Source organism: Streptacidiphilus rugosus AM-16 (genome assembly GCF_000744655.1).
GTDB classification, from domain to species: domain Bacteria; phylum Actinomycetota; class Actinomycetes; order Streptomycetales; family Streptomycetaceae; genus Streptacidiphilus; species Streptacidiphilus rugosus.
On sequence record NZ_JQMJ01000004.1, the window covers coordinates 3,087,673 to 3,114,556 of the forward strand.

Here is a 26,884-nt window from a genome sequence, read left to right on the forward strand (position 1 = left end):
GGGCTTGCCCCCCTCGTGCAGTTGTCGTTCGTGCGGAGTTCGGGGGCGTGCGGCCGCCTGGCCGCACGCCCCCGGTGGTACGGCCGGGCTACTTCTGCCCGTGCAGCAGCTTGGCGACGCCGGTGACCGTGAGCGGGACCGCCTTCGCCACCGTCGAGAGCTGGAGCGGCTGCTGGGTGGTGGGCGCGGCCGGGGTCGCCCCGGAGGTGGCGGCCGGAGCGGCGGGCGCGGCCGGGGTGCCGGCCGCGGTCAGCTTGAGCGTGATCGAGCTCTGCAGCGTGCCCGGGCTCATCCAGCCCGAGAGCTCGCCCGCGTAGGCGCTGCCGACCGGGCCGGAGCCGAGGCCGAGCAGCAGCGTCTGCGTCGTGCCCGTCGGCATGGTGACCGGAACCTGCACCCCGGCCGGGGCCTGGAGGGTGACCGTGCTGCCGACCCGGTAGGCGGTGACCTGGTTGGCCGCGACCGCCGACTGCCAGGCGGCCCGCTGCTGCAGCTCCTTGCCGATCGCGGATTCGCGCAGGTTGACGATCGGGGTGTTGGCCGCCATCAGGCTCGCGTAGTCGGCGAACAGCGAGTTGAGCACCGGGTAGAGGATCCGGTCCTCGGCCAGGTTGGACTGGTGCGCGTAGTGCGGGTCCGGGTTGTCGCCGAGGATGTGGCCCATGTCGATCCTGGACTCCAGCGGCACGATGTAGTCGCTGTAGCCGGTGGAGAGGTCGAGCGGGGCCGGCATGCAGGTCGTCGTGGCCGGGTTGGCGGTGCAGATGCCGCTGCCGCCCTGGGTCGAGGCCGTGTAGAGCCAGTTGTACTCGTCGACCTCGTCGGCCACGTGGCCGGCGTTGTAGTAGACGTTCATCGGGAAGCGCGGCACCGTGAGCGCGCCGCCGACGGCCCGCTGGTCGGGCTCGCGGGAGTGGTCGCTGCCGGTCCACTTGATGCCCGCGCTGTTCAGCGCGGGGGCCAGGTTGGGGTTGTCCACCGGCTGCTGCGGCAGCGTCCTGAGGCCCGAGTGCTCGCCGGTGACGAGCTCGGTGGCGTCGATGGACAGGCCCTTCTGCCGGGCCCAGGTGACGTTCTGGGTGATCGCGTCCTGGATCGTCTTCTGGTCCGTCCAGACCGTGGCGCCGCTCGCGTCCGTGGTGCAGGACCAGGGGACGGTCGTGGTGTTCTGCACGCAGCCGAGGAACGGGTGGCTGTAGGTGTGGTCGACCCAGCGGAACGAGGCCTTGTTCTGCAGCAGGGAGTCGGTCAGCGGGTCGTCGACCGTGCCGTTCTGGGTGGCGTCGTCGCTGCCGCCGGCGTTGAAGAGGAAGTCGAGGGTGAAGTTGTTCGTCTTCTCCCACTGCTGGGCGTAGGTCACGTCCGCCGGGGTCATCCGGATCTGCGACTCGGCGGGCGTGCCCTGGCAGGCCGAGGCGGCGTCGCCGGGGGTGCACTTGGCCGTGCTGCTCCAGCGGTCGTCCGGCAGCATGACGTCGTCGATGTGCATGGCGAAGTAGTTGCGGTCGTAGCCGATGTGGACGCCCTGCGTCATCCAGTCGACGATGCCGCGCGCCAGCAGGCGGTACTGCTGCTGGTACTGGTTGTAGGCGAAGGTGAGCACCAGCTCCGACACGCCGCCGTGGTCGTACTCGCCGGCGAGCACGCCCTGGGCGCCCCCGCCGTTCGGGATCGGCATGGTGACCATCGGGGTGAACGAGGCGCCCGCGGCCTGCGTGGCCAGCGGCGTGGCCAGGTACCCGTAGCTCTCGGTCACGCTCGGGTCGTTGTCCTCGAAGGGCACGCTGCCCTTGAGGTAGCGGAACGGGCCGCCGAGGCCGGCCGTGGTGACCGCGCCCTGCATCCCGTCCAGCGCGCCGATGTAGCCGGGGGAGGCCGGCCAGTTGAGCCCGACGGCGGGCTGCGCGTAGGTGTACGCGTCGACCTGGCGGACGCCGAAGGTCTGCTCGTAGCTCGCCAGCGCCGCCATCTCCGCCGAACCGGCGGGGAACGGCGCGTTGTTGGGCAGCACCACGGCCTGGTAGCGCGCCTCGGCCCGGCCGCTGGAGTCCGTGCCGCTCAGGAAGGCGGCGTTGATCGTGGGCCGCGACGCGTCCGAGAGGCTCACCCTGGTGTAGGGCGTGCCGGTGAGGTCCAGCTCGTTGACGATGGCGGCCACCGAGGGCCCGCCGTCGTCCACGACGAGGACTCTGAGGTCGATCCGCTGCGCGGTGTTCGCCGCGCTCGCCCCGACGGCCGGCGCGCTGAGCGCCAGCAGTCCCGCCGCGGTGAACGCGGCGGCCCAACGGGTCCTACGACCCATGTCGTCCCTCCCAGGGGCGTGCACGGACAGATTTCGCGCACGCCGAAAGAATCGAAGAAGAAAGAATGAAAGGAATCCCCGAAACAGTCCCGAAGACCCGCAGAACCCCCAGCCCCCCGCGGGCAGCTCTCCGGCTGCGAATGCCAGGCTAGGAGCAGCCGGGGCGGCAAACCCACTCCGATCGGCTTTCTCCACTCGTCGGCGTGAGCTTGTGGACGGTCGTTTGATTAGCGTCACTCGCAACGGTGAGGACTGTCAGTGGCGCGGCCTAGGCTGCGGTGCATGACCACCTCGCCGCAGCTTCCCGAGCTCACCGCCGACCAGGCCCGTCGGATCGCCCTGCGGGCGCAGGGCCTGCTCGGGGCGCCCGACCGCCGGGCCGGCGTGCGCGGGATGCTGCGGCGGCTCGGCTCGGTCCAGCTGGACACGATCTCGGTGCTGGCCCGCTCGCACGAGCTGATCCCCTACGCGAGGCTCGGGGCCGTCGGGCGGCCCGCGGTCGAGGCCGCCTACTGGAGCGGCGGCCGGTCCTTCGAGTACTGGTCGCACGCCGCCTGTGTGCTGCCGGTCGAGGAGTGGCCGCTCTTCGCGTTCCGCCGCCGCCGCTTCCTGGAACGCGGCCACCGCTGGCACCGGATGGAGGACGCCGAGCGCTCCTGCGCCGAGATCGTCGCGAAGCTCCGCGCCGAGGGCCCGCTGCTGACCTCGGACCTGGGCGGCGCCAAGAAGGGCGGCGAGTGGTGGGACTGGTCCGAGTCGAAGATCGCCGTCGAGTGGCTGCTGGACACCGGCGTGGTGGTCTGCTCGGAGCGCCGCGGCTGGCGCCGGGTCTACTCGCTGGCCGAACAGGCCGTCCCTGCCGAGCTGTTGAACACCGAGCTCGACGACGCAGCCTGCCTGCGGCAGTTGGTCGCCCAGTCCGGCACCGCCCTCGGCGTGGCCACCGAGAAGGATCTGGCCGACTACCACCGGCTGCGGATCGACCAGGTCGCCGCGGCCCTGCCGGGTTCCGGTCTGGTGCCGGTCAGGGTCCACGGCTGGGCGAACGGCTCGAAGCGCGGCGGCGACGGCGTCACGGCCTGGGCGGATCCGGCCGCCCTGGCTGAGGAGCCGCGCGGCCGTCACCGCACGACGCTGCTCTCGCCGTTCGACTCACTGATCTGGGACCGGGCCCGCACCGAGCGGGTCTTCGGCTTCACCCACCGCCTGGAGGCGTACACGCCGCGGCACAAGCGGGTCCACGGCTACTTCACCATGCCGCTGCTGGCCGGCGGCCGTCTGGTGGGCCGCGTCGATCCCGCCCGCGAGGGCCGGACGCTGGTGGCCCGTCAGGTCTCGCTCACCACCCCCAAGGCCCTGGACGCGCTGGCGGAGGCGCTGCGCGAGGCAGCCGGCTGGGTCGGCTGCGACGCGGTCAGGGTCGAGCAGCTGCACGACGAGTCCCTGCGCGCCCCGCTGCAGAAGCGGCTCGACGCCTAGCCCCGTCCAGCGGCGGGCTGCGCGCGGTGGGAGGCGGTCAGCCTATTTCGAGGATCTTCTCCCGCATCGCGTAGACCACGGCCTCCATCCGGGAGTGCAGCTGCAGCTTCTCCAGGATGTTGCGCACGTGGTTCTTCACGGTGTTCTCGCTGATGAAGAGCTGCTTGGCGATGTCACGGTTGTTCAGCCCCGTCGCCACGAGCTTCAGCACCTCCATCTCGCGGTCCGTCAGCCGTGGTGCGGGCAGCAGCTCCTGCTGGTCCGTCCGCTTCTGGATCATCGACTTGAACTCGGTCAGCAGCTTGGCCGCCATGGAGGGGCTGATCTGCGACTGGCCGTCGGCGACCGCGCGGATGGCCGTGGCCACCTCGTCCGTGGAGATCTCCTTCAGCAGGTATCCGGTGGCGCCCGCCTTGATCGCCTCGTAGAGGTCCGCCTCCTCGTCGCTGATGGTCAGCATGATGATCTTCGTGCTGGGCGCGACCTCCTTGATGGCCGTGCACGCCTCGATGCCGCTGCGGCGCGGCATCCGCACATCCATCAGGATGATGTCCGGCAGCAGATCCGCCGCCTTCTCCACCGCTTCGGCCCCGTCTCCGGCCTCGCCGACGACGGCGATGTCCTCCTCCTGGGCGAGGACGATCTCCAGTCCGCGCCGGAAGAGCGCGTGGTCGTCCACGACCAGTACCCGGATCGGCTCCACCATCCGGTCCTCCCCCTCGGTGGGCGGCTGTCAGCGACATGATTCCACGCTTCGCGGGAGTCGCGATCACCCGTCCACAGAGGGTTCCCCCGGAAGTGTGCCGGGGGAACCCTCGAACGCGACGCTGTGTCGTCGCTTCGTTACGCGGTCACGGCCTGTGTCACCACGGCGGTGACGGCCGTGGAGAGACTACGCCTCGACCTTCAGGTGGATCACACCGTAGTCGTAGGCGTGCCGGCGGTAGACCACGCTCGGCTGCTTGGTCTCCGCATCCACGAACAGGTAGAAGTCGTGGCCGACCAGCTCCATCTCGTACAGCGCCTGGTCCAGCGCCATCGGCTCGGCGGGGTGGGTCTTCTCGCGGACCACCAGCGGCCCGTCGCCCTCCACCTGCACCGATCCCTGCATCGTCTTCCTGGGCGTCGGGTTGAGCTCCTCGGCGGGAGCCTGCCCGGGAGTGTCCGACAGGGACGCGGTCGCCTCGGCGACGCTCATCGGCGCGCGCGGTCCCTTGCTGATCCGCCGCCGGTCCGCAGCCTTGCGCAACTGCGCGTCGAGCTTGGCCGAGGCCAGGTCGAGCGCGGAGTACGGGTCGGAGGAGCTCGCCTCCGCCCTGATGACCGGGCCGCGACTGTGCAGCGTGATCTCCACCTGGTCGGCGTGGTCGGACTGGCGCGGGTTGTGTTCCTTCGAGAGCTCCACGTCGACGCTGATCACCTTGCCGTCGAGCTTGTTGATCCGCTCGAGCTTCTCGGCGACGTGCCTGCGGAACCGCTCCGGAACCTCGGTCTTGCGACCCTTGACGACGATGTCCACGCAGAACTCCGATCTTTCGCGCTTCATGCCCACGGACCCGTAGGTCCTTCGGGCCCATCGAGTACGCTGCGCCGCCCGCTCGGGGCCGGGCGGTGCGCCCCTCAGTCCCCTTCATCCCCAATCGGAACGGTGGGAACCCCATGGAACAACGGTTCCCCGGGATCCGCCTGTCCGACTCGGGCCGAAATTTCCGACCGAGGGGGCCATATGTCCTGACCTCCCAAATTCGCGGCGCAGAGGGGTCTTGTACAGCCCCCGCGCGGTACCTACCCCCGTTCGGATGAACATCGCGTAAATGCTCCACGTCAACGGGGTGCCCGGGGCACTCTTGGCTCCGCTTCGACACCTACCTCGACCGTACCCCCGACCGCGCCGGGAGGCTCCCGTGGAGCGGCCCTCCGTCTCGTTGCTCGACGCCGCCCTCGACCTGCTGCTGCCCGCGTGCTGCGTCGGCTGCGGTCTCGGTCACGCGCAGCTCTGCGGCCCCTGCCGGGCGCTCCTGGAGGGCGCCGAGCCGCATCTGGCGCGCCCTCTCCGGCCGCCGCCGGGGCTGCCCGAGGTCTACGCCGCGCTTCCCTACGACGGCACGGTCCGCCAGGCGCTGCTCGCCCACAAGGAACGGGGAGCCCTGCGGCTCGCTCCCGCCCTCGGCCACGCTCTGGCGCGCGCCGTCCGGGCCGCCGTCCCGCTGGATCCCGGTCACGCGGCGCCGCTGCTGCTGGTCCCGATGCCGTCCACCGCCAGGGCGACCCGCGCCCGCGGCCACGACCCGACGACACGCCTGGCCCGCGCGGCCGCCAGGACGCTGCGCGGCTCCCATGTCCCCGCCCGTGTACTGCCCGTGCTGCGACACGCCCGCGCCGTCGCCGACCAGGCCGGCCTCGACGCGGCGGCACGCCGACGCAACCTGCGCGGCGCGCTCCGCGTGGACCGGCCCTGCCGCGAGCTGCGCTCCGGCCATGTTCTGGTGGTCGACGACCTGGTCACGACCGGCGCGAGCCTCGCCGATGCGGCCCGTGCCCTCAGCGAGGCCGGCGCGGACGTCCTGGCCGCCGCGGTGGTCGCCGCACCCACACGGCTCTGACGCGACACCGGCTCGGCGCCGAAGGGCCGGCGCCCGTCGCTGCTAGCCGGGGTAGCGGACCGCAGTCCCCTTGGGCTCGGAGCCGATCGTCGCCCAGGTCCCCACCGCCTGCTGGAAGAAGACCTGGCCGGCCTTGGCCGTCGTCGCGAAGAGCGGCTCGTCCGGCTCCCCCGGGTTGGCCGTGATGTCGGCGATGTCGGTGAGCGCCTGGAGGGTGCCGGGCGTCGGCGACGAACCGTCCATCTCGACGGAGACCACACTGGTGGTCCCCGCCTGCTGACCGACGACCACCAGACTGTCGCCGTCCTGCCACGCCAACGAGCTGACGGAGCTGATGTCCCTGGCCGTGTCGCGCAGCGCGTCCACCTCGATCTGCGGCGCACTGTCGCTCCCGGTGCGCAGCACCCGGCCGATCTGCACCTTGGTCTGCGTCCCGTCCTGGACCAGCAGCGCCACCCGCGCCCCGTCGGGGGCGACCCTCACCTGCTGCACCACACCCTGGAGGTTCTGGACCCTGACCCGGGCCTCCCGACCGTTGATGACGACCCGGAGCCTGGGATTCCCCGGGTCCAGATCCGCGACCCACAGCGTGCTCGTCCCGTCCCAGCTCGGCGCGGAGAACCCTCCGGGAGCCGCGCTCTGCAGCGTCGACTTGGCGGGCGCCGTCGTCGCGTGCAGCGAACTGACGTACAGCGACTGGCCGTTCTGCGACACGGACGCGACCTGCTGCAGCAGGGTCGGCGCCACCGCGAAGGAGCCGATGGTCACGTTGGCCGGAACCAGCTGCCCGTTGACGCCCGCCACCGAGGCGCCACCCCCGTTGCCGGCCGAGGGAACGACACTCGTCAGATGATGATCCGCGTTGAGGTAGTACGCGGTCCCGCCGTTCGGAGTGACCGGGTTGGCGCTGCCCTCACTGTTCGCCGTGCACCCCGCCCCGCCGCCGTGCCCCGGATAGAGCGCGACCGACTTGGGCTTGGTGACGCCCTGGACCCGCACCTCCAGCTGCGTCAGCGTGGCGTAGAACTGGGCTGCCATCGCCAGGCAGTCGCTGGCGTTCCAGTCCCCGCCGCGCCCCAGCGTCAGATACACCTTCGCCTGGTCGCTGCTGGTGTCCAGATTCACCGAGGAACCGGCCGGGAACGGTGAGGACACGACCGGGGAGAGCCAGTCGCTGGGGCCCGCCAGCAACTGCCGCGCCGCCGTGGTCAGCGGATCGATCCGGCTGCGCAGATAGACCGGGTCGGCGACCAACGGGCTCACCCTGTTGCCGTTCAGTCCCCTGGCGGCGGGAAAGTACAGGTTCACCGACTCGTATATCCGCGAGAAGTCCTGCTGGCGGATCAGGATGCCGTTCGGCAGCGACTTGATCCGCCACTGGCCCTTGTCGTTCTTCGCGAAGACGAAGGTCTGGGAGACCACCTGACCGGACCCGGGCGTGTACGAGCCGTGCACGTCCAACGTGGCCGTCTCACGGCCCTCGACCGTGACGTCGGCGGTCTTGCCGTCGGCGAGGACGTCGGGCGGGGGAACCTGCACCGAGTCCAGGACGGTGACCTTGGCCTGCGGATTCCAGGCCGTGCCGTCGGCCAGGTACCGGCGCGCGACGCTGTAGTTCGCCTCGTCGCTCGCCAGACCGTCCAGAAAACCCTTGGCCAGCGCCTGCGGGTCCTCGCCGTCCTTCGGCGGGGCCGCGATCAGCTCCGCCCGGGTGTTCAGCGTGTTGCCCGTCGCCTCGGCGGAACCGGCCGGGATCGGACCCCGGTCGGGCATCGTCGCGCAGCCGGCAAGCACCAGCACGCCCCCGGCCAGGGCGGTGCCGCGCACCACGTTCCGACGTGAACCGGCCGCACGACGCCCGTCTCGACGTGACATCTCAGGACTCTCCACGGGGCAGCTCACGGTCGTCGGTCTGGTCGGCGGAATCGGGCGCGGCCGCACAGGCGCCCCGCGGCTCCTTGGCCACGACCACCTGGGCGTTCCCCGTACCGAAGCCCGCGCCCAGCCCGGACACCGGGCCGAGATCGGCGGGATTGCTGGCCGGCAGGCCCCGGCCAGGACCCGGCAGCGCCGGAATCACCGAGCCGTAACCGAGCACGCCGCCCAGCCCCGGGCCCAGGCTCGGCTGCTGCTCCACGTCGCCCGCCGTGGCCAGCACGGCCGTCGCCCCCGCCGGGCGGGCCCGACGGTAGGGGCTGCCGGAGACGTCCAGGCCCAGGTTGCCGCGCGAGTCCTCCGGCTCCAGCGGAATCGGCGAACGCGTGATCTCGTGGCCCGCGTTGCGGGGGATCGTCAGCCGGAACTGCGAGCCGCCGCCGGGTTCACCCCAGGCGTGCAGCCAGCCTCCGTGCAGCGCGGCGTCCTCCAGGGCGATGGAGAGACCCAGCCCCGTGCCGCCCGTGGTCCGGGCACGAGCCGGATCGGCCCGCCAGAAACGGTTGAAGACGCGGGCCGCCTCGCCGGGCTTCAGGCCGATCCCGTGGTCCCGCACGGCCACCGCGACCGCGCCGTCGCCGGCCGCGAGCCGCACCTCGATGTCGCGGCCCTCGCCGTGCTCCAGCGCGTTGACGACCAGATTGCGCAGAATCCGCTCGATCCGGCGCGGGTCAACCTCGGCCACGACCGGCTCGCCGCCGCCGATGACATGGACCTCACTGCCCTTGCGCTCGGCCAGCGGACCGGCGGCCTCGATGACCCGGCCCACGACGTCGCGCAGGTCGGCGGGCTCGGAGTCGAGAATCGCCGCGCCCGCATCGAAGCGGCTGATCTCCAGCAGATCCGCGAGCAGCGACTCGAAGCGGTCCAGCTGGTTCTGCAGCAGCTCGGCCGAACGCTCGGCCGAGGGGTCGTTGAAGTCCTCGCGGGACTCGTAGAGCAGGTCGGCCGCCATCCGCACGGTCGTGAGCGGCGTCCGCAGCTCGTGCGAGACGTCCGAGACGAAGCGCCGCTGGACCCGGGAGAGCTCCTCCAGCTGCCGGATCTGGGCCTGGAGCGCACCGGCCATCCGGTTGAAGGACTCGCCGAGCCTGGTGATGTCGTCGGTCCCGGAGACCTTCATCCGTTCTTCGAGGCGGCCGGAGGCCAGCTGCTCGGAGATCTCGGCGGCCATCCGGATCGGCGTGACGACCTGGCGCACGACCAGCCAGGAGATGGCGCCGAGCAGGATCACCACGAACACGCCGGCCGTCGCCAGTGTCCCGGTGACCAGGCTCAGCGTCTTGGTCTCCTGCGTGAACGGGAAGACGTAGTAGAGCTGGTACGGGCTGCCGTCAGGAAGCGAGATCTGCTCGCCGAAGACCATCCCCGGCTCGGACGCAGAACCGTTTCGGTAACTCACGGAGGTGAAGGAGCCCTGGCGGCTGCCGGGGTTGGCCTGGACCCGCTGCTGGAGATCCGCGGGAATCGTCAGACTCGGATCCACGCCGCCGGTCACGAAAACCCCGCGCGAGGTCGGGCTGCTGCCCGAGTCGAGACCGTTGTCAGGCAGTATGCCGACGATGTCGGACGAGCCGGCACCGCTGGTGGCGAGCGCCTGCACCTCGTCGGACATGGCGTCGCCCACGTTGATGGACGTGACGCCGGACCCCGACTGCCCCGCCGGGGTGGTCTTGTGCCCGTTGTAGGCACTGCCGAGGTTGCTCGCGGCCGCCTTGGCGGCGCCGAAGCCGCTGTCCGCCTGCGTCGTGGCCGACTGCAGCTTCGCCTGCAACAGACCGTTCCGGACCTGGTTCATCACCACGACGCCCAGCAGCAGCACGACGCCGAGCGAGAGCACCAGCGTCATCGCGACGACGCGCAGCTGGATGGAGCGCCGGTACAGCCGCACGGCACGGCGGAAGGGACGACGGAGCTGCCGGCGGACCGCCGCGAATATCGGCTTGGAACGCTCGGTCTTCGTTTCGGTCGACTGCCCGCCGTCGGTGTCGGGCTCGACGACGGGCGCCAGACCATTCATGTCAGTTCGGCCCCGCCTTGTAGCCGACTCCGCGCACCGTCACCACGATCTCGGGCCGCTCGGGATCCCGCTCGATCTTGGACCGGAGCCGCTGCACGTGGACATTGACGAGCCGCGTGTCGGCCGCGTGACGGTAGCCCCAGACCTGCTCCAGCAGCACCTCGCGGGTGAACACCTGCCAGGGCTTCCTGGCGAGCGCGACCAGCAGGTCGAACTCCAGCGGCGTGAGCGGGATGCTGCGGCCGTCACGCTTGACGGAGTGGCCGGCCACGTCGATGACCAGATCGCCGATGGCCAACTGCTCCGGGCTCGGCTCCTCCGCCCGACGCAGACGGGCCCGCACGCGGGCGACCAGTTCCTTCGGCTTGAACGGCTTGGTCATGTAGTCATCCGCACCGGACTCCAGGCCGACGACGACGTCGACGGTGTCGGTCTTGGCGGTGAGCATGACGATCGGCACGCCGGACTCGGCACGAATCTGCCGGCAGACGTCGATGCCGTCCCTGCCAGGGAGCATCAGATCCAAGAGCACGAGGTCGGGCTTGACCTCACGGAAGACGGCCAATGCCTTGTCACCGTCGGCAACGAAGCTTGGCTCGAATCCCTCCCCGCGCAGCACGATGCCAAGCATCTCGGCCAGAGCAGTGTCGTCATCGACGATCAGGACGCGTCCCTTCATACCTTCCATGGTCTCATCTCCCAAACGTGACCTGGGGCACAGTCGACGAGACTTGCGCCACTCGTTCGAGCGGGACGCCCGGGACGGGAGTGACGAGAGGGAGGGACCATACGGGTCCGGAACGCAGTGAAGCCCCCTGACCTATGGTCAGGGGGCTTCACTGGAAAGGTTGTTCGGCGGCGTCCTACTCTCCCACAGGGTCCCCCCTGCAGTACCATCGGCGCTGTGAGGCTTAGCTTCCGGGTTCGGGATGTAACCGGGCGTTTCCCTCACGCTATGACCACCGAAACACGGTGAAACAAGCGGTGATCGCTGTCTCAGAACAGCACAGTGGACGCGTAGCAACTATGGACAAGCCCTCGGCCTATTAGTACCGGTCAGCTCCACCCCTCACAGGGCTTCCACATCCGGCCTATCAACCCAGTCGTCTACTGGGAGCCTTACCCCATCAAGTGGGTGGGAGTACTCATCTCGAAGCAGGCTTCCCGCTTAGATGCTTTCAGCGGTTATCCCTCCCGAACGTAGCCAACCAGCCATGCCCTTGGCAGGACAACTGGCACACCAGAGGTTCGTCCGTCCCGGTCCTCTCGTACTAGGGACAGCCCTTCTCAATACTCCTGCGCGCGCAGCGGATAGGGACCGAACTGTCTCACGACGTTCTAAACCCAGCTCGCGTACCGCTTTAATGGGCGAACAGCCCAACCCTTGGGACCTACTCCAGCCCCAGGATGCGACGAGCCGACATCGAGGTGCCAAACCATCCCGTCGATATGGACTCTTGGGGAAGATCAGCCTGTTATCCCCGGGGTACCTTTTATCCGTTGAGCGACGGCGCTTCCACAAGCCACCGCCGGATCACTAGTCCCTGCTTTCGCACCTGCTCGACCCGTCGGTCTCACAGTCAAGCTCCCTTGTGCACTTACACTCAACACCTGATTGCCAACCAGGCTGAGGGAACCTTTGGGCGCCTCCGTTACATTTTAGGAGGCAACCGCCCCAGTTAAACTACCCACCAGACACTGTCCCTGATCCGGATCACGGACCCAGGTTAGACATCCAGCACGACCAGAGTGGTATTTCAACGTCGACTCCACAACAACTGGCGTTGCTGCTTCAAAGTCTCCCACCTATCCTACACAAGCCGAACCGAACACCAATATCAAGCTATAGTAAAGGTCCCGGGGTCTTTCCGTCCTGCTGCGCGAAACGAGCATCTTTACTCGTAATGCAATTTCACCGGGCCTATGGTTGAGACAGTCGAGAAGTCGTTACGCCATTCGTGCAGGTCGGAACTTACCCGACAAGGAATTTCGCTACCTTAGGATGGTTATAGTTACCACCGCCGTTTACTGGCGCTTAAGTTCTCAGCTTCGCCTGGACGAATCCAAGCTAACCGGTCCCCTTAACGTTCCAGCACCGGGCAGGCGTCAGTCCGTATACATCGCCTTACGGCTTCGCACGGACCTGTGTTTTTAGTAAACAGTCGCTTCTCGCTGGTCTCTGCGGCCACCCCCAGCTCTGGCAGCAAGTGCCGTCACCAGGCGTGGCCCCCCTTCTCCCGAAGTTACGGGGGCATTTTGCCGAGTTCCTTAACCATAGTTCACCCGAACGCCTCGGTATTCTCTACCTGACCACCTGAGTCGGTTTGGGGTACGGGCCGCCATGAAACTCGCTAGAGGCTTTTCTCGACAGCATAGGATCATCCACTTCACCACAATCGGCTCGGCATCAGGTCTCAGCCTATTGTGTGGCGGATTTGCCTACCACACGGCCTACACCCTTACCCCGGGACAACCACCGCCCGGGCTGGACTACCTTCCTGCGTCACCCCATCGCTCAGCTACTACCCTGTTGGGCCGGCGGCTCCACCACTCCCCTTTGTCCGAAGACTCCGGGGCGGCTTCACGGCCTTAGCATTCAGAGGTTCGCCGTTGGCGCTTCAAAGCGGGTACGGGAATATCAACCCGTTGTCCATCGACTACGCCTGTCGGCCTCGCCTTAGGTCCCGACTTACCCTGGGCAGATCAGCTTGACCCAGGAACCCTTGGTCAATCGGCGCAAGAGTTTCCCACTCTTGTATCGCTACTCATGCCTGCATTCTCACTCGTGAACCGTCCACCACTGGATTCCTCCGCGGCTTCACCCGGCACACGACGCTCCCCTACCCATCCATGCACCCGTTGGGGCTATAGCATGAATGACACGGCTTCGGCGGTGTACTTGAGCCCCGCTACATTGTCGGCGCGGAATCACTTGACCAGTGAGCTATTACGCACTCTTTAAAGGGTGGCTGCTTCTAAGCCAACCTCCTGGTTGTCTCTGCGACTCCACATCCTTTCCCACTTAGCACACGCTTAGGGGCCTTAGCCGGTGTTCTGGGCTGTTTCCCTCTCGACCATGGAGCTTATCCCCCACAGTCTCACTGCCGCGCTCTCACTTACCGGCATTCGGAGTTTGGCTAAGGTCAGTAACCCGGTGGGGCCCATCGCCTATCCAGTGCTCTACCTCCGGCAAGAAACACGCGACGCTGCACCTAAATGCATTTCGGGGAGAACCAGCTATCACGGAGTTTGATTGGCCTTTCACCCCTAACCACAGGTCATCCCCCAGGTTTTCAACCCTGGTGGGTTCGGTCCTCCACACGGTCTTACCCGCGCTTCAACCTGCCCATGGCTAGATCACTCCGCTTCGGGTCTTGGGCGCGCGACTCATTCGCCCTATTCGGACTCGCTTTCGCTACGGCTACCCCACACGGGTTAACCTCGCCACACACCGCAAACTCGCAGGCTCATTCTTCAAAAGGCACGCAGTCACACCGAAGTGCTCCCACGGCTTGTAGGCACACGGTTTCAGGTACTATTTCACTCCGCTCCCGCGGTACTTTTCACCATTCCCTCACGGTACTATCCGCTATCGGTCACCAGGGAATATTTAGGCTTAGCGGGTGGTCCCGCCAGATTCACACGGGATTTCTCGGGCCCCGTGCTACTTGGGAGTTGCATAAGCGAGCCGAGAACGTTTCGTCTACGGGGGTCTTACCCTCTACGCCGGACCTTTCGCATGTCCTTCGACTACACTCTCGGTTTCTGACTCGCCCAGCCGCCGGCAGACGACTGAAACACAATCCCACGACCCCATGATGGCAACCCCTGCCGGGTCTCACACCACCATGGTTTAGCCTCATCCGGTTTCGCTCGCCACTACTCCCGGAATCACGGTTGTTTTCTCTTCCTGCGGGTACTGAGATGTTTCACTTCCCCGCGTTCCCTCCACATACCCTATGTGTTCAGGTATGGGTGACAGCCCATGACGACTGCCGGGTTTCCCCATTCGGACACCCCCGGATCAAAGCTCGGTTGACAGCTCCCCGGGGCCTATCGCGGCCTCCCACGTCCTTCATCGGTTCCTGGTGCCAAGGCATCCACCGTGCGCCCTTAAAAACTTGGCCACAGATGCTCGCGTCCACTGTGCAGTTCTCAAACAACGACCAGAAGGTTCAGACTGTTTCACCAGCCCGTTCCCTCAGGACCCAACAACGTGCCCGACCCGCAGATCCTCCGAGGAGAACGTTCCACGCCGAAGCAGTACTGGTTCTCTCATCGTCTCTGCGTGCCGAATAGTCAACGTTCCACCCATGAGCAACCGTGCGAGACATGCGCTCGCAAGCGGCTATGTGCTCCTTAGAAAGGAGGTGATCCAGCCGCACCTTCCGGTACGGCTACCTTGTTACGACTTCGTCCCAATCGCTGGTCCCACCTTCGACAGCTCCCTCCCACAAGGGGTTAGGCCACCGGCTTCGGGTGTTACCGACTTTCGTGACGTGACGGGCGGTGTGTACAAGGCCCGGGAACGTATTCACCGCAGCAATGCTGATCTGCGATTACTAGCAACTCCGACTTCATGGGGTCGAGTTGCAGACCCCAATCCGAACTGAGACCGGCTTTTTGAGATTCGCTCCGCCTCACGGCATCGCAGCTCTTTGTACCGGCCATTGTAGCACGTGTGCAGCCCAAGACATAAGGGGCATGATGATTTGACGTCATCCCCACCTTCCTCCGAGTTGACCCCGGCAGTCTCCTGTGAGTCCCCGGCATAACCCGCTGGCAACACAGAACGAGGGTTGCGCTCGTTGCGGGACTTAACCCAACATCTCACGACACGAGCTGACGACAACCATGCACCACCTGTACACCGACCACAAGGGGGCGCCCATCTCTGGACGTTTCCGGTATATGTCAAGCCTTGGTAAGGTTCTTCGCGTTGCGTCGAATTAAGCCACATGCTCCGCTGCTTGTGCGGGCCCCCGTCAATTCCTTTGAGTTTTAGCCTTGCGGCCGTACTCCCCAGGCGGGGCACTTAATGCGTTAGCTGCGGCGCGGACCACGTGGAATGTGACCCACACCTAGTGCCCAACGTTTACGGCGTGGACTACCAGGGTATCTAATCCTGTTCGCTCCCCACGCTTTCGCTCCTCAGCGTCAGTAATGGCCCAGAGATCCGCCTTCGCCACCGGTGTTCCTCCTGATATCTGCGCATTTCACCGCTACACCAGGAATTCCGATCTCCCCTACCACACTCTAGCCTGCCCGTATCGAATGCAGACCCGGGGTTAAGCCCCGGGCTTTCACATCCGACGCGACAAGCCGCCTACGAGCTCTTTACGCCCAATAATTCCGGACAACGCTCGCACCCTACGTATTACCGCGGCTGCTGGCACGTAGTTAGCCGGTGCTTCTTCTGCAGGTACCGTCACTTGCGCTTCTTCCCTGCTGAAAGAGGTTTACAACCCGAAGGCCTTCATCCCTCACGCGGCGTCGCTGCATCAGGCTTGCGCCCATTGTGCAATATTCCCCACTGCTGCCTCCCGTAGGAGTCTGGGCCGTGTCTCAGTCCCAGTGTGGCCGGTCGCCCTCTCAGGCCGGCTACCCGTCGTCGCCTTGGTAGGCCATCACCCCACCAACAAGCTGATAGGCCGCGGGCTCATCCTGCACCGCCGGAGCTTTCCACCCCGGAGCATGCGCTCCAGGGTCGTATCCGGTATTAGACCTCGTTTCCAAGGCTTGTCCCAGAGTGCAGGGCAGATTGCCCACGTGTTACTCACCCGTTCGCCACTGATCCACCCCGAAGGGCTTCACCGTTCGACTTGCATGTGTTAAGCACGCCGCCAGCGTTCGTCCTGAGCCAGGATCAAACTCTCCGTGAATGTATTCCCGTAATCGGGCATTCGCGTTGAGCGGCACGACATCCCACCGGAATAAGGGGGACTCGTGCACAGCGTCCTCGCTGATTTTAAAACATCTCAAAAGTAACTGGCGTTGACTTTTGGCACGCTGTTGAGTTCTCAAGGAACGGACGCTTCCTTCGCTTCCCTTTCGGGCCGCTCCGGGCGCTTCCTTCGTTTTCTACTCTATCAGAACTTTCCGGTCCCGATTTCGCAGTCCCCGTCAACCGAATTTCTCCGATTATCCGAGGGGTTTGGCGCCCCGCTCAGCGGGGCAACTCGAAGAACATTACGTGGCCGTCCGGGCAGAGTCAAATCCAGGGACCTGGTGGCGTCTCCAGGTCCTCCAGCTCCACCCCAGGGGCGGAAAGCACCACGTCACCGGCCAGATGCACCAGCCCCTCCTCCCCCGTCTCCAGGTCCGCGACGCGGAACCGGCGGACCGTCAGCGGGCCGCTGTCGGTGGGGTGTGTTTCGATCCCTTCGAGGGTCCAGCCCTGGTCCAGCGTGCGGGGAGCCAGGACGGGCTCGGTGAAGGAGACGACCCGTACGCGGGTGGACGCGCCCTCGCTCAGGGCCAGCATCCGCGCGGTGGCGACGAGAAACGCGGGCGAGCGGCCGGCGAAGGCGTGTGCCTTCTCCTGGCCCTCGCGGGTGTGGCTGAGATCCACGTCCTCGACATGCGTGCGCACCCAGGTGAGTCCGGCGAGCGTGCCGCCGCGCACCTGCCAGCCTTCCCGACGGAGTTCGAGCCGGACCGGGCGGAAGCGCGAGTCGAGGGTGAGGTCGACCGCGCCGTCGGCCCGTCCGTCGGGCGCGAAGGTCTGTGACGTGTAGCGCCAGCCGGACGGCCCCGCCGCGCAGCTGAAGCGTTCCTCACCCAGGGGGGTGTCGTCGTGCGTGTCGTGGAACGAGTAACGGCCGCTGGGCATAGGTGGAGCCTATGCGCCAGCGGCCGCCGGAGAATCCTCAGGCTGTCCCGGCAGGGATCAGTAGCGGTACTGCTCGGGCTTGTAGGGGCCCTCGACCTTGACGCCGATGTAGTCGGCCTGGGACTGGGTCAGCGTGGTGAGCTTGACGCCGAGGGCGTCCAGGTGGAGGCGGGCGACCTTCTCGTCCAGCTCCTTGGGCAGCGTGTAGACGCCGACGGGGTACTGCTCGGGCTTGGTGAACAGCTCGATCTGGGCCAGGGTCTGGTCCGCGAAGGAGTTCGACATCACGAAGGACGGGTGGCCCGTCGCGTTGCCCAGGTTCAGCAGGCGGCCCTCGGACAGCACGATGATCTTCTTGCCGTCCGGGAAGGTCCAGGTGTGGACCTGCGGCTTGACCTCGTCCTTGACGATGCCCTCGATCTTCGCCAGGCCGGCCATGTCGATCTCGTTGTCGAAGTGGCCGATGTTGCCCACGATGGCCTGGTGCTTCATCTTGGCCATGTCGGCGGCCATGATGATGTCCTTGTTGCCGGTCGTGGTGATGAAGATGTCCGCGAGGCCGACGACCTCCTCCAGGGTGGTGACCTGGTAGCCGTCCATCGCCGCCTGCAGCGCGCAGATCGGGTCGATCTCGGTGACCACCACGCGGGCACCCTGGCCGCGCAGCGACTCGGCGCAGCCCTTGCCCACGTCGCCGTAGCCGAACACGACCGCGACCTTGCCGCCGATCAGCACGTCGGTGGCCCGGTTGATGCCGTCGACCAGCGAGTGCCGGCAGCCGTACTTGTTGTCGAACTTCGACTTGGTCACCGCGTCGTTCACGTTGATCGCCGGGAACAGCAGCGTGCCGTCACGGTGCATCTCGTACAGACGGTGGACACCGGTCGTGGTCTCCTCGGTCACACCCTTGATCTCGGACGCGACCTCCGTCCACTTCTTCGGCGACTCACGCAGGGTGCGGTTGAGCAGCTCCAGGATGATCCGGAACTCGTCGCTGTCCGCGGTGGACGGGTCCGGAGCGGCACCTGCCTTCTCGAACTCGACACCCTTGTGGACCAGCAGCGTGGCGTCGCCGCCGTCGTCCAGGATCATGTTCGGGCCGGAGTGGCCCTCCCAGGTGAGCGCCTGCTCGGTGCACCACCAGTACTCCTCCAGCGTCTCGCCCTTCCAGGCGAAGACGGGAATGCCCTGCGGGTCCTCCACCGTGCCGTTCGGGCCCACCGCGATCGCGGCCGCCGCGTGGTCCTGCGTGGAGAAGATGTTGCAGGAGCACCAGCGCACGTCCGCGCCGAGCGCGGCGAGGGTCTCGATGAGCACCGCGGTCTGCACGGTCATGTGCAGCGAACCGGTGATCCGGGCGCCGGCCAGCGGCTGGGCGGCGGCGTACTCGTTGCGGATCGCCATCAGGCCGGGCATCTCGTGCTCGGCGAGAGTGATCTCCTTGCGGCCGAACGCGGCCAGGGAAAGATCGGCGACCTTGAAGTCGCCGGCGTTGAGGGACGTCACGCTTGTCTCCATCACGTCGAGGGTTGCGGGCGGCGGTGGCCCGGAATCGGCACTCGGCCGCGGACACGCCGAAGAGGCCGCGGGTTACGGGAACCCTTGCGCGTACCTCAACCGTATGACCGATTGTTCCGGACCAGTGCGTCGGAGGCCCTCTCTCCCTCGGCGTGCCCGAGCCTGGAGCCCGGAACCCGCCGACCGCCATCAGCAGCGACGTAAAGGTTCTTGAGACGAATCTACACCGTGCGTACATTCCGAGGGGCGCAGAAAAGTGTTCGCGAAGCCGGACGGGAGTGGGACGGGATGACGGTTCCATGGGGCGGAGGTGGGCTGCCGCCCGCCGCCGCCGAGCGCATGGCGGAGGTCAGCCGGAGCGGAACGTGGACATCCGCGCTGTCGACCGGCGAGTTCGCCTCCGTGAAGGCGGTCGGCTTCGAGCCGGTCGGCCAGGTGATGGGCTCGGCGGTGTTCCAGGTCGCCCGGAGCGGCCGGTACTGGGGCTACCACGACTGCCTCTACACCGGCGCCGGCTACGGCTTCAGCTACGGCAACCGGGGGGACGCGCCGGTCGCCCTCTCCGGCCAGGGCGCCCCTTCGCGCCAGTTGGTCGGCGTCTTCGACCAGGCGCGGCGGACGGCGCTGGGCCGGATGAGGGCGGAGTGCTCCGCGCTCGGCGGCGACGGGGTGGTGGCCGCGCAGCTCACCATGCAGCCCTTCCCCAGCGCGCCCACCTGCCTGGAGTTCAAGGTGATCGGCACCGCGGTCCGGGCGCAGGGGCCGGTGCGTCCCAAGCATCCCTTCACCTGTCACCTGGACGGGCAGGGCTTCGCCAAGCTGATAAGCGCGGGTTGGGTGCCGTCGGAACTGCTGGTCGGCATGTCGATCGGGGTCCGCCACGACGACTACCGCACCCGGTCGCAGCAGTACTCCTGGCAGAACACGGAGATGACCGGCTGGAGCCGGCTGATCCACGACATCCGCGCCGACGCCAGGGAGCAGCTGCGGCGGCAGGCCGGGCAGCGCGGCGGCGACGGCGTGGTGCTGGCCAGCGGGGACCTCCGGGTCTGGGAGGAGTCCTGCATCCGCGCCGCGAACACGAACAACTCGGAGCAGCGTGACCACGTGGCCGAGGCCACCATGGTCGGCACGAGCATCGCCCGCTTCCGCACCCGGGAGCAGCCGCCGCGCACGCTCTCCGTGATGCCGCTCGGCAATCGCGGCGACCGGCTGCGCAAGCGGCTGGAGGCCGTCGCGTCCAGCCCCTACGGCGACCCGAACGAGTACCGCAGGCTGGCCACCGAACTCCGCGACCTCGGAGACCAGGGATGACCACGGCCACGTCCACGACCACCGCCATGACCTTCCTGACCCACACACGACGGGGAGCTGCCCGATGAGCACCACGGACCCGACCGCCCAGGGCGTGCCCGCCGACGCGATGCGGCGGCTGGCCGAGCTGCAGCCAGGCAAGGCCGGCTCGATCTTCACGAGCGACCTGTCGGTCAACGAGTTCCTGCTCGTCCGCGAGGCCGGCTTCAAGCCGATCGGCCTGGTGCTGGGCAGTTCGATCTACCACGTGGGCATCCAGTTCGGGCGCTGGGGCAAGAACCAGGAGCTGGAGACCCTGAGCCAGGCGATGTACCACGCCCGCGAGCTGGCCATGACGCGGATGGAGGCGGAGGCGGCCCAGCTGGGCGCGGACGGCATCGTGGGCGTCCGGCTCTCGGTGGAGGCGCGCGAGTTCGGCAACGACATCGCGGAGTTCATCGCCATCGGCACGGCGGTCAAGGCCGACCACGCGCCCCCCGGCGGCGGCAGCTGGCGCAACAACAAGAACCAGCCGTTCACCTCGGACCTCTCGGGCCAGGACTTCTGGACGCTGATCCGCGCGGGCTACGCCCCGCTGGGCATGGTGATGGGCACCTGCGTGTACCACATCGCACACCAGCGGATGGGCGCGGTGTTCTCGAACATCGGCAAGAATGTGGAGATCGAGCAGTTCACCCAGGCCTTGTACGACGCGCGCGAGTTGGCGATGGCGCGGATGCAGGCCGAGGCCGAGGCGCTGCACGCCGAGGGAGTGGTGGGGGTTCAGCTGAACGCCCACAACCACCGCTGGGGCGGGCACACCACGGAGTTCTTCTCGATCGGCACGGCGGTCCGCCCGCTGCGCCCGGACCACGAGATCGAGCGGCCGACGATGGTCCTGAGCCTGGACGGCTGACGCGAAGAGGGAGAGCGAGCGGGATGAGCGAGATCGAGCTGCTGGCGGCGGCGTTGCGCCGGGACGCGGCGGATCTGGACATGTATGCCCAGGTGCTGACGGGTTCACTGGCGGACGCGCTGCCGCCGGGCTCTGTCGAGTTCACGCGGAAGCGGTCCGTCTCCGACCGGCTGGCGGGCCGCGCCGGCACGGTCGAGCGGCTGGAGATCGCGCTGGACGACCGCCGCCTGATCCTGCTGCTGGCTCACGGCCGACCGCAGGGTGAGGTGGCCACCGTGGTCCGCGGCGTGGTCCTCTCCCGCAAGCAGGTCGCGCTGGACGAGTGGGTCCACGAACTCGCGACGGCGGTCTCGGCTCGCGCCCAGTCCGACGCCCGCGCCCGCGCGGCACTGGAGAAGCTCGTCCTCGGCCTCTAGTGGCACCACCTCGGGGGCGCGGGGAACTGCGCGACAAGCCACCCGCTGCGGATGGTCCTCCGTGATTCAGGGCCATCCGCACAGGGTGGTTACTCGCGCAGTTCCCCGTGCCCCTGAGGTAGTGCAGCCGGCTCAGAGCGAGACGGTGGTGCGGAAGAGGGTCGTGGCGGTGCCGGACGCGGTGACCGGCGGGGCGCCCGCGGGGAGGAAGCAGGACTGGCCGCGGGTCAGGGTGAGGCGGCGGCCGGTGGCGTCGGTCAGGGTCGCCGTGCCCTCCGTGCAGAGGAGAATCTGCGGGGTGTCCGTCGGCAGCGGGGCCTCGCAGCCCAGGCGGTAGCGGGAGAGCCGGAACTCGTCGATCGGGCAGGGGTAGAGCTCCTCCCCCGGGTGCTCGGGGACCGGCTGCGGGTGGATGACCTCCAGCTCCCTGGCCCGGAACTCCACGACCCGCAGCAGCTCGGGCACGTCGATGTGCTTCGGGGTGAGCCCGGCCCGCAGGACGTTGTCCGAGTTGGCCATCAGCTCCACGCCCAGGCCGCGGAAGTACGCGTGCGGCACCCCCGCGCCCAGGTAGAACGCCTCGCCGGGCCGCAGGGTCACATGGTTGAGCAGCAGCGCGGACAGCAGCCCGGGGTCGGCCGGGTAGTGGTCGGCCAGCATCGCGTAGTCCCGCAGCATCGCCGCCTCGTCCGCCGAGGACGCCGCGTCGGCGGACGAGGCGGCCCGCAGCAGCGCGTGGCGGGTCTCGGCGACCAGCCGGAGCACCGTCGGCTGATCCAGCGTCAGCACGAGCGTCAGCGCCTCCCGCAGGGCCTCCTGCTCGGGCTTCCCACGCAGGACCTCGATGACGGAGTCCAGGCCGGGGACGGCGAGCCGTTCCAGCAGCAGCGCCGTCGCCTGCGGGGCGCGGAAGCCGCAGACGCCGGTGAACTCGTCCAGCGCGCAGAGCATTTCGGGCTTGTGGTTGGCGTCCCTGTAGTTGCGCTCCCGCGCGTCCAGGGGAACGCCGGCGGCCTCCTCGGCCGCGAAGCCGGCCCGTGCCTGGGCGAGGTCGGGGTGGACCTGCACGGACAGCGGCTCGCCCGCCGCCAGGACCTTGAAGAGGAACGGCAGCGTGGGCCCGAAGCGGGCGATCGTCGCCGCGCCGAGCTCGGCCTCGGGGTCGGCCGCGATCAGCCCGTCCAGGCTCTGCGGTCCACGACCGCGGTCGACCGCCGACGGGCTGCCGGGGTGCGCACCCATCCACAGCTCCGCCTGCGGCTCGCCGGTCGGCTCCACCCCCAGCAGTCCGGGGATCGCCGTGCGGGAGCCCCAGGCGTAGCCCCGGACGCTGTTCTCCATCAGGTCCATGCGGTCAGCGCCCCCCGGTCTCGGCGGCGAGGCCGAGATAGACGGCTGCGAAGTCGGTGAGCGCGACGAGCTCCGCCAGCGCCTCGACCGGATCGCTGCGGAGCGAGGCCAGCTCCCGCAGGCCGACCTGGTGGTCGGCGGCCAGGCGGTGCGCGCGTGCGACGGTCCGGCGGGAGCGCATCGCGTCGCCCGCCTCCCTGATCTCGTCGGCCGAAGGCTCCTCGGCGTCGTCGGCGCGGCTGCTCGGGGTGTGGCGGAGCAGGACGAGCTGGAGCCTGAGGGCGCCCTCGTCGTCGACCCGGTCCCGGAAGAAGTCGTCCGGGTCGCCGCCGGCCCCGAGGTTGCCGGAGAACAGGCCGCGCTGCACGCTGAGCGCCTCGGGCAGCAGGCCGGTGAGGGCCGGGCGGGCGGCGTGGTCGGCCAGCATCGCGGCGAAGCGGCCCGCGACGGCGGACGCGCAGGGATCGTCGCTCCACAGCAGCGGCAGCGCCGCGTCGAGCTGGACGGCGAGCGCCTTGGCGGGGTTGTCGTAGGCGTCGGCGGAGGGCCGGCAGCGGACGGCGGCCTGGTCGAGGCGGTCGGCTGCGGAGTGCAGGCCCGCTTGCTCACCGTCGACGACGCCAAGGCGCCGCGCGAGTGCGAGCAGGGGGGCGAGGACGCCCCAGAAGTCCGACGGGTCCTCACGGGGCAGGTCTGCGTCCGGTCCGTCGCCGTGGCTGTCCAGGGCGGCGGGCACGCCGGGGGTGTACGGCAGGGGGAGTCCGCGTGCCTGGAGGGCGGCCTCGGCGAGGCCGGATCCGGGCGGGGCCACGGCCACGATCGAGCAGCCGCGCGAGTACGCGCGCTCGACGAGGGTGATCAGTCCTGGACAGCTGCCGACGGTGGCCGCGACGACCAGCAGATCGGAGGGGCCCGCCCAGCCGGGCAGGGTCCAGTCGAGCCCGAGGGCGAAGACGTCGCTGCGGGTCACCTGGTGCACGAGCGCGGGGTCCGGCACCACCGGGGCGGGCCGGAGCACCGTCACCTGGCAGGCGCCGTTGCCGAGCGCGGCGAGCACGTCCCCCGCCTGGGCGGCGGCGCCGTGCGCGGCCACGAGCACGGCGCGGGGCCGCCCCTCGGGGCGCAGCGCCGCGAGGCCCGCCTCGTCGGCGAGCCGCAGGCCGGTCCGCACGCGCGCGCCGGCGGACGCGAGCGCCAGGAGGGCGCCGCGGGCGTCGGCGCGCGCGAGCGCGTCCGTGTCGTCGAGCAGCCGCTCGTCGATCATGCGGGCCGTCGGGCCTCGTCGACGAGCAGGACCGGGATGCCGTCCCGCACGGGGTAGGCGAGTCCGCAGCTGCTGCTGGTGCAGAGCAGTTCCGCCGCGTCGGCGTCCTCGCGCAGAGGTGCGTGGCAGGCCGGGCAGGCGAAGATCTCGAGCAGGGCGGGTTCGATGCTCATGTCGCTGGCGCTCCGGAAGTCGATGGAGGTGTGTTTCGGCAAGCAGATTACTTGCACTCTCGGACGCGCGGTGACGCCGCACTCCCCCCGGGGGCGCGCTCCGCGGTGACGAGCCGGTCGCAGAGCCCTCCGGGGGCGGGGCCCTGCTTGATCAACTGCGTGCGCGGGAGACCACCCTGTGCCGATGGCCCCGCCCGTTCGGCCTGCCACCCGGGCGCAACCGACCGACGTGCGATCGGCCTCTCGTCCGAAGGACTAGGCGCGGACGATGGCCAGGACCGCGTCGCGGCGGGCCGCCATCGTCGCGGCGTCGCGGGCCTCGACGTTCAGTCGAAGGAGGGGCTCGGTGTTGGAGGCGCGGAGGTTGAACCACCAGTCGGAGCCGGAGACGGTCAGGCCGTCCAGCTCGTCGAAGGTGACGCCCGGCTCGTCCGCGAACGCGGCGCGGACCGCGGCGACGCGCTCGGCCTGGTCCGCGACGGTGCTGTTGATCTCGCCGGAGTCCACGTAGCGGTTGTAGGCCGAGACCAGCTCGGACAGCGGCTTCTGCTGCTCTCCCAGGGCGGCCAGCACGTGGAGAGCGGCCAGCATGCCGGTGTCGGCGCGCCAGAAGTCGCGGAAGTAGTAGTGCGCCGAGTGCTCGCCGCCGAAGATCGCGCCGCTGGTGGCCATCTCCTGCTTGATGAACGAGTGGCCGACCCGGGTGCGGACCGTGCGGCCGCCGTTCTCGGCGACGATCTCCGGGACGGCCCAGGAGGTGATCAGGTTGTGGATGATCACCGGTTCGGTCTCGCCCGCCGCCTTCGCCTTGGCCAGCTCGCGGACGGCGACCAGCGCCGTGATCGCGCTCGGGCTGACCGGGTCGCCGTTCTGGTCCACGACGAAGCAGCGGTCGGCGTCGCCGTCGAAGGCGAGGCCGATGTCGGCGCCCACCTCGCGGACCTTGGCCTGGAGGTCGACCAGGTTCTTCGGGTCCAGCGGGTTGGCCTCGTGGTTCGGGAAGGTGCCGTCCAGCTCGAAGTACATCGGGACGATCTCCAGCGGGAGGCCGCCCAGCACGGTCGGGACGGTGTGGCCGCCCATGCCGTTGCCCGCGTCGACGGCGACCTTCAGCGGGCGGATCGACCGCAGGTCGACCAGGCCGAGGAGGTGGTCGGCGTAGGGCTGGAGTTCGTCCTGCTGGGTCAGCGTGCCCGGCGTCACGTCCACCGCGGGGACGGTCACCGCGTCGTCCGCGCCGATCCACGACTGGACCAGCTCACGGATCTCGACGAGGCCGGTGTCCTCGCCGACCGGGGCCGCGCCCTTGCGGCACATCTTGATGCCGTTGTACTGGGCCGGATTGTGGCTGGCGGTGAACATCGCGCCGGGCAGGTCGAGCTTGCCGCTGGCGAAGTAGAGCTGGTCGGTCGAGCAGAGACCGATCTCGACGACGTCCACCCCGCGCGCGGCCGCGCCCTCGGCGAAGGCGCGGGCGAGCGAGGGCGAGGAGGGGCGCATGTCGTGACCGACGACGATCGCGTCCGCACCCGTGACCTGCACGAACGCGGCGCCGAAGGCGCGGGAGAGCTCGGTGTCCCACTGGTCGGGCACGACGCCTCGGACGTCGTACGCCTTCACGATCTGCTTGAGGTCACGCACCGTGGCTCTCCGTCATTCTGTGGTACCGGTCACACTGCCTGTGGCAATCCGCTCCGCACCATACCGGGTGGGGATGAGCAGGTGTTTTGCTTCTCGTGACGGGAGACGTCCGAGCTGCGACGGAGCGCCGCGGGTTCACTCCTCGGGCGGGCGCAGCACGCGCAGGTGGCCACGGCGGCCGACCTCCGTGGGATCCGCCTCGGAGCCGCCGTCCTGACGGCGGGCCGGAGGGCGGGCGACCTCGCGGACCGCGTTGGCCAGGGCCTCCAGGTCGTCGCCCGAGGGGCGGATCGGGCCGGTGTCGACGTTGAGCCGGACGACCTCCCAGCCGCGCGGGGCGGTGAGCCGCTCGGAGTGCTCGGCGCAGAGGTCGTAGCAGTGCGGCTCGGCGTAGGTCGCGAGCGGGCCGAGGACGGCGGTGGAGTCCGCGTAGACGTACGTCAAAGTCGCCACCGCGGGGCGGCCGCAGGCGGTGCGCGAACAACGACGGACAGGGCTCACGACGTTGGACGGTACCGCACTCCTGACCGGGTCGCGAAGACTCTCCCCCAGGATCGGCTCCCGTGTCGCCGTCAGGACCGCCGGGGGCCCTCCCGGAGGGGGAATCCGAGGCCGCGCGGGGGTTGCCGTCGGTGGCAGTGGATACGCTTGGTCGTGATGGAGAGACCACCCGTATCCGCAGGAGCGCCGCGTCGGCGTCGCGACCGCCATGGCCGGGGCCTGCGCGGCCCCCTGGCACCCCGGCAGGTTCCGATCTCGCTGAGCCGCTCGGAGCTTTTCGACGACTACGTCCGCGAGTCGGTGGAGCGGCTGGAGCGGCGCTGGCCGCAGCTGGAGGAGGTCGAGTTCGCCGTCCAGGAGGTGCCCGCGCCGCTTCCCGGCGAGCCGGAGCCTCCCATCGACGACGTCCGGGCCGACGAGGTGCCGTTGGGGCGGCTGGTGGCGGCGGCGAAGGGCCGTCCGGCCAGGATCGTGGTCTACCGGCGGCCGGTGGAGATCCGGGCGAAGGGACGCGAGGAACGCGCCGCGCTGGTCCACGACGTGATGATCGAACAGGTCGCGGAGCTGTTGGGGGTCGAGCCCGAGGCGGTCGACCCCCGCTACGGCGAGGACTGACCACCCCGGGCTCCGGTCCCGGGCCG

Annotated in this window: 19 protein-coding genes and 3 rRNA genes; 6 read left to right on the forward strand and 16 right to left on the reverse strand. The window is 68.7% G+C overall.

Annotated features, from left to right (window positions below; genetic code table 11):
* Positions 1–88: 88 nt before the first annotated feature.
* Positions 89–2,302: a hypothetical protein gene (locus BS83_RS22885; RefSeq protein WP_063774215.1), complete on the reverse strand. Its 2,214-nt coding sequence runs from the start codon at positions 2,300–2,302 to the stop codon at positions 89–91.
* 282 nt (positions 2,303–2,584) lie between these two features.
* On the opposite strand from BS83_RS22885, the gene BS83_RS22890 reads away from it, so the two are divergent.
* Positions 2,585–3,781: a winged helix-turn-helix domain-containing protein gene (locus tag BS83_RS22890; RefSeq protein ID WP_037605438.1), complete on the forward strand. Its 1,197-nt coding sequence runs from the start codon at positions 2,585–2,587 to the stop codon at positions 3,779–3,781.
* A 37-nt stretch (positions 3,782–3,818) separates the two neighbouring features.
* On the opposite strand, the gene BS83_RS22895 is transcribed toward BS83_RS22890, so the two are convergent.
* Positions 3,819–4,487 (reverse strand): response regulator, encoded by a 669-nt coding sequence (locus BS83_RS22895; protein WP_051943658.1) that lies wholly within the window; start codon positions 4,485–4,487, stop codon positions 3,819–3,821.
* A 186-nt stretch (positions 4,488–4,673) separates the two neighbouring features.
* Positions 4,674–5,300, reverse strand: coding sequence for a ribosome hibernation-promoting factor, HPF/YfiA family (gene hpf, locus BS83_RS22900; protein WP_408641100.1), 627 nt, complete (start codon positions 5,298–5,300; stop codon positions 4,674–4,676).
* 385 nt (positions 5,301–5,685) lie between these two features.
* Between hpf and BS83_RS22905 the strand changes: the two genes are divergently transcribed.
* Positions 5,686–6,384 (forward strand): ComF family protein, encoded by a 699-nt coding sequence (locus BS83_RS22905; RefSeq protein WP_232248461.1) that lies wholly within the window; start codon positions 5,686–5,688, stop codon positions 6,382–6,384.
* 42 nt (positions 6,385–6,426) lie between these two features.
* Here BS83_RS22905 and BS83_RS22910 read toward each other — a convergent pair whose 3' ends face one another.
* The 8 genes from BS83_RS22910 to ahcY form a co-directional block, all read right to left on the reverse strand.
* Complete coding sequence (locus BS83_RS22910) at positions 6,427–8,259, reverse strand: LpqB family beta-propeller domain-containing protein (RefSeq protein ID WP_157597287.1); 1,833 nt, start codon at positions 8,257–8,259, stop codon at positions 6,427–6,429.
* A gap of 1 nt (position 8,260) precedes the next feature.
* Entirely contained in the window at positions 8,261–10,339 is a 2,079-nt protein-coding gene (gene mtrB, locus BS83_RS22915; RefSeq protein WP_051943661.1) for an MtrAB system histidine kinase MtrB, read from the reverse strand.
* 1 nt (position 10,340) lies between these two features.
* Entirely contained in the window at positions 10,341–11,018 is a 678-nt protein-coding gene (mtrA, locus tag BS83_RS22920; RefSeq protein ID WP_037605443.1) for an MtrAB system response regulator MtrA, read from the reverse strand.
* 171 nt (positions 11,019–11,189) lie between these two features.
* Positions 11,190–11,306: ribosomal RNA gene (gene rrf, locus BS83_RS22925) — 5S ribosomal RNA — on the reverse strand.
* Positions 11,307–11,365: 59 nt separating this feature from the next.
* Positions 11,366–14,466 (reverse strand): 23S ribosomal RNA (locus BS83_RS22930).
* 236 nt (positions 14,467–14,702) lie between these two features.
* Positions 14,703–16,221, reverse strand: a 16S ribosomal RNA gene (locus BS83_RS22935).
* The 16S, 23S and 5S rRNA genes sit together here, the layout of an rRNA operon.
* 329 nt (positions 16,222–16,550) lie before the next feature.
* Entirely contained in the window at positions 16,551–17,171 is a 621-nt protein-coding gene (locus BS83_RS22940; RefSeq protein ID WP_037605446.1) for a hypothetical protein, read from the reverse strand.
* Positions 17,172–17,228: 57 nt separating this feature from the next.
* Positions 17,229–18,689 (reverse strand): adenosylhomocysteinase, encoded by a 1,461-nt coding sequence (gene ahcY, locus BS83_RS22945; RefSeq protein ID WP_037605447.1) that lies wholly within the window; start codon positions 18,687–18,689, stop codon positions 17,229–17,231.
* Positions 18,690–18,977: 288 nt separating this feature from the next.
* Between ahcY and BS83_RS22950 the strand changes: the two genes are divergently transcribed.
* The 3 genes from BS83_RS22950 to BS83_RS22960 all read left to right on the forward strand — a co-directional run bounded on the left by BS83_RS22950 (position 18,978) and on the right by BS83_RS22960 (position 21,314).
* Positions 18,978–20,003 carry a heavy metal-binding domain-containing protein gene (locus BS83_RS22950; RefSeq protein ID WP_084713879.1) on the forward strand — a complete coding sequence of 342 codons (1,026 nt, stop codon included), beginning with the start codon at positions 18,978–18,980 and terminating at the stop codon, positions 20,001–20,003.
* 64 nt (positions 20,004–20,067) lie between these two features.
* Positions 20,068–20,898: a heavy metal-binding domain-containing protein gene (locus BS83_RS22955; RefSeq protein WP_198035283.1), complete on the forward strand. Its 831-nt coding sequence runs from the start codon at positions 20,068–20,070 to the stop codon at positions 20,896–20,898.
* A gap of 23 nt (positions 20,899–20,921) precedes the next feature.
* Positions 20,922–21,314, forward strand: a complete 393-nt coding sequence (locus tag BS83_RS22960; protein ID WP_037605449.1) for a hypothetical protein — start codon at positions 20,922–20,924, stop codon at positions 21,312–21,314.
* 132 nt (positions 21,315–21,446) lie between these two features.
* On the opposite strand, the gene manA is transcribed toward BS83_RS22960, so the two are convergent.
* From manA to BS83_RS44195, 5 genes are all read right to left on the reverse strand, one after another.
* On the reverse strand, positions 21,447–22,664 hold the full coding sequence (gene manA / locus BS83_RS22965; protein WP_037605450.1) for a mannose-6-phosphate isomerase, class I: 1,218 nt from the start codon (positions 22,662–22,664) through the stop codon (positions 21,447–21,449).
* 4 nt (positions 22,665–22,668) lie between these two features.
* Positions 22,669–23,928 carry an SIS domain-containing protein gene (locus BS83_RS22970; RefSeq protein ID WP_037605451.1) on the reverse strand — a complete coding sequence of 420 codons (1,260 nt, stop codon included), beginning with the start codon at positions 23,926–23,928 and terminating at the stop codon, positions 22,669–22,671.
* The gene (locus BS83_RS44190; RefSeq protein ID WP_084713882.1) at positions 23,925–24,101 is read right to left on the reverse strand and encodes a Trm112 family protein; all 177 of its coding nucleotides are present in this window, start codon (positions 24,099–24,101) and stop codon (positions 23,925–23,927) included. Before BS83_RS44190 ends, BS83_RS22970 begins: the two co-directional genes overlap by 4 nt.
* A gap of 255 nt (positions 24,102–24,356) precedes the next feature.
* Positions 24,357–25,742, reverse strand: a complete 1,386-nt coding sequence (locus BS83_RS22975) for a phosphomannomutase/phosphoglucomutase (protein WP_037605453.1) — start codon at positions 25,740–25,742, stop codon at positions 24,357–24,359.
* A 135-nt stretch (positions 25,743–25,877) separates the two neighbouring features.
* Positions 25,878–26,294 carry a DUF3499 domain-containing protein gene (locus BS83_RS44195; RefSeq protein ID WP_232248733.1) on the reverse strand — a complete coding sequence of 139 codons (417 nt, stop codon included), beginning with the start codon at positions 26,292–26,294 and terminating at the stop codon, positions 25,878–25,880.
* A gap of 105 nt (positions 26,295–26,399) precedes the next feature.
* On the opposite strand from BS83_RS44195, the gene BS83_RS22985 reads away from it, so the two are divergent.
* A complete protein-coding gene (locus BS83_RS22985; RefSeq protein WP_084713885.1) occupies positions 26,400–26,858 on the forward strand; it encodes a metallopeptidase family protein in 459 nt (152 codons plus the stop codon).
* The last annotated feature ends 26 nt before the right edge of the window (positions 26,859–26,884 follow it).

What these genes read in the sequence shown, in the direction of transcription:
- BS83_RS22885 (WP_063774215.1), bottom strand. Translation starts at nt 2,302, where the DNA reads ATGGGTCGTAGGACCCGTTGGGCCGCCGCGTTCACCGCGGCGGGACTG.
- BS83_RS22890 (WP_037605438.1), top strand. Translation starts at nt 2,585, where the DNA reads ATGACCACCTCGCCGCAGCTTCCCGAGCTCACCGCCGACCAGGCCCGT.
- BS83_RS22895 (WP_051943658.1), bottom strand. Translation starts at nt 4,487, where the DNA reads ATGGTGGAGCCGATCCGGGTACTGGTCGTGGACGACCACGCGCTCTTC.
- BS83_RS22910 (WP_157597287.1), bottom strand. Translation starts at nt 8,259, where the DNA reads ATGTCACGTCGAGACGGGCGTCGTGCGGCCGGTTCACGTCGGAACGTG.
- mtrB (WP_051943661.1), bottom strand. Translation starts at nt 10,339, where the DNA reads ATGAATGGTCTGGCGCCCGTCGTCGAGCCCGACACCGACGGCGGGCAG.
- mtrA (WP_037605443.1), bottom strand. Translation starts at nt 11,018, where the DNA reads ATGAAGGGACGCGTCCTGATCGTCGATGACGACACTGCTCTGGCCGAG.
- BS83_RS22940 (WP_037605446.1), bottom strand. Translation starts at nt 17,171, where the DNA reads ATGCCCAGCGGCCGTTACTCGTTCCACGACACGCACGACGACACCCCC.
- ahcY (WP_037605447.1), bottom strand. Translation starts at nt 18,689, where the DNA reads ATGGAGACAAGCGTGACGTCCCTCAACGCCGGCGACTTCAAGGTCGCC.
- BS83_RS22950 (WP_084713879.1), top strand. Translation starts at nt 18,978, where the DNA reads ATGACGGTTCCATGGGGCGGAGGTGGGCTGCCGCCCGCCGCCGCCGAG.
- BS83_RS22955 (WP_198035283.1), top strand. Translation starts at nt 20,068, where the DNA reads ATGAGCACCACGGACCCGACCGCCCAGGGCGTGCCCGCCGACGCGATG.
- BS83_RS22960 (WP_037605449.1), top strand. Translation starts at nt 20,922, where the DNA reads ATGAGCGAGATCGAGCTGCTGGCGGCGGCGTTGCGCCGGGACGCGGCG.
- manA (WP_037605450.1), bottom strand. Translation starts at nt 22,664, where the DNA reads ATGGACCTGATGGAGAACAGCGTCCGGGGCTACGCCTGGGGCTCCCGC.
- BS83_RS22970 (WP_037605451.1), bottom strand. Translation starts at nt 23,928, where the DNA reads ATGATCGACGAGCGGCTGCTCGACGACACGGACGCGCTCGCGCGCGCC.
- BS83_RS44190 (WP_084713882.1), bottom strand. Translation starts at nt 24,101, where the DNA reads ATGAGCATCGAACCCGCCCTGCTCGAGATCTTCGCCTGCCCGGCCTGC.
- BS83_RS22985 (WP_084713885.1), top strand. Translation starts at nt 26,400, where the DNA reads ATGGAGAGACCACCCGTATCCGCAGGAGCGCCGCGTCGGCGTCGCGAC.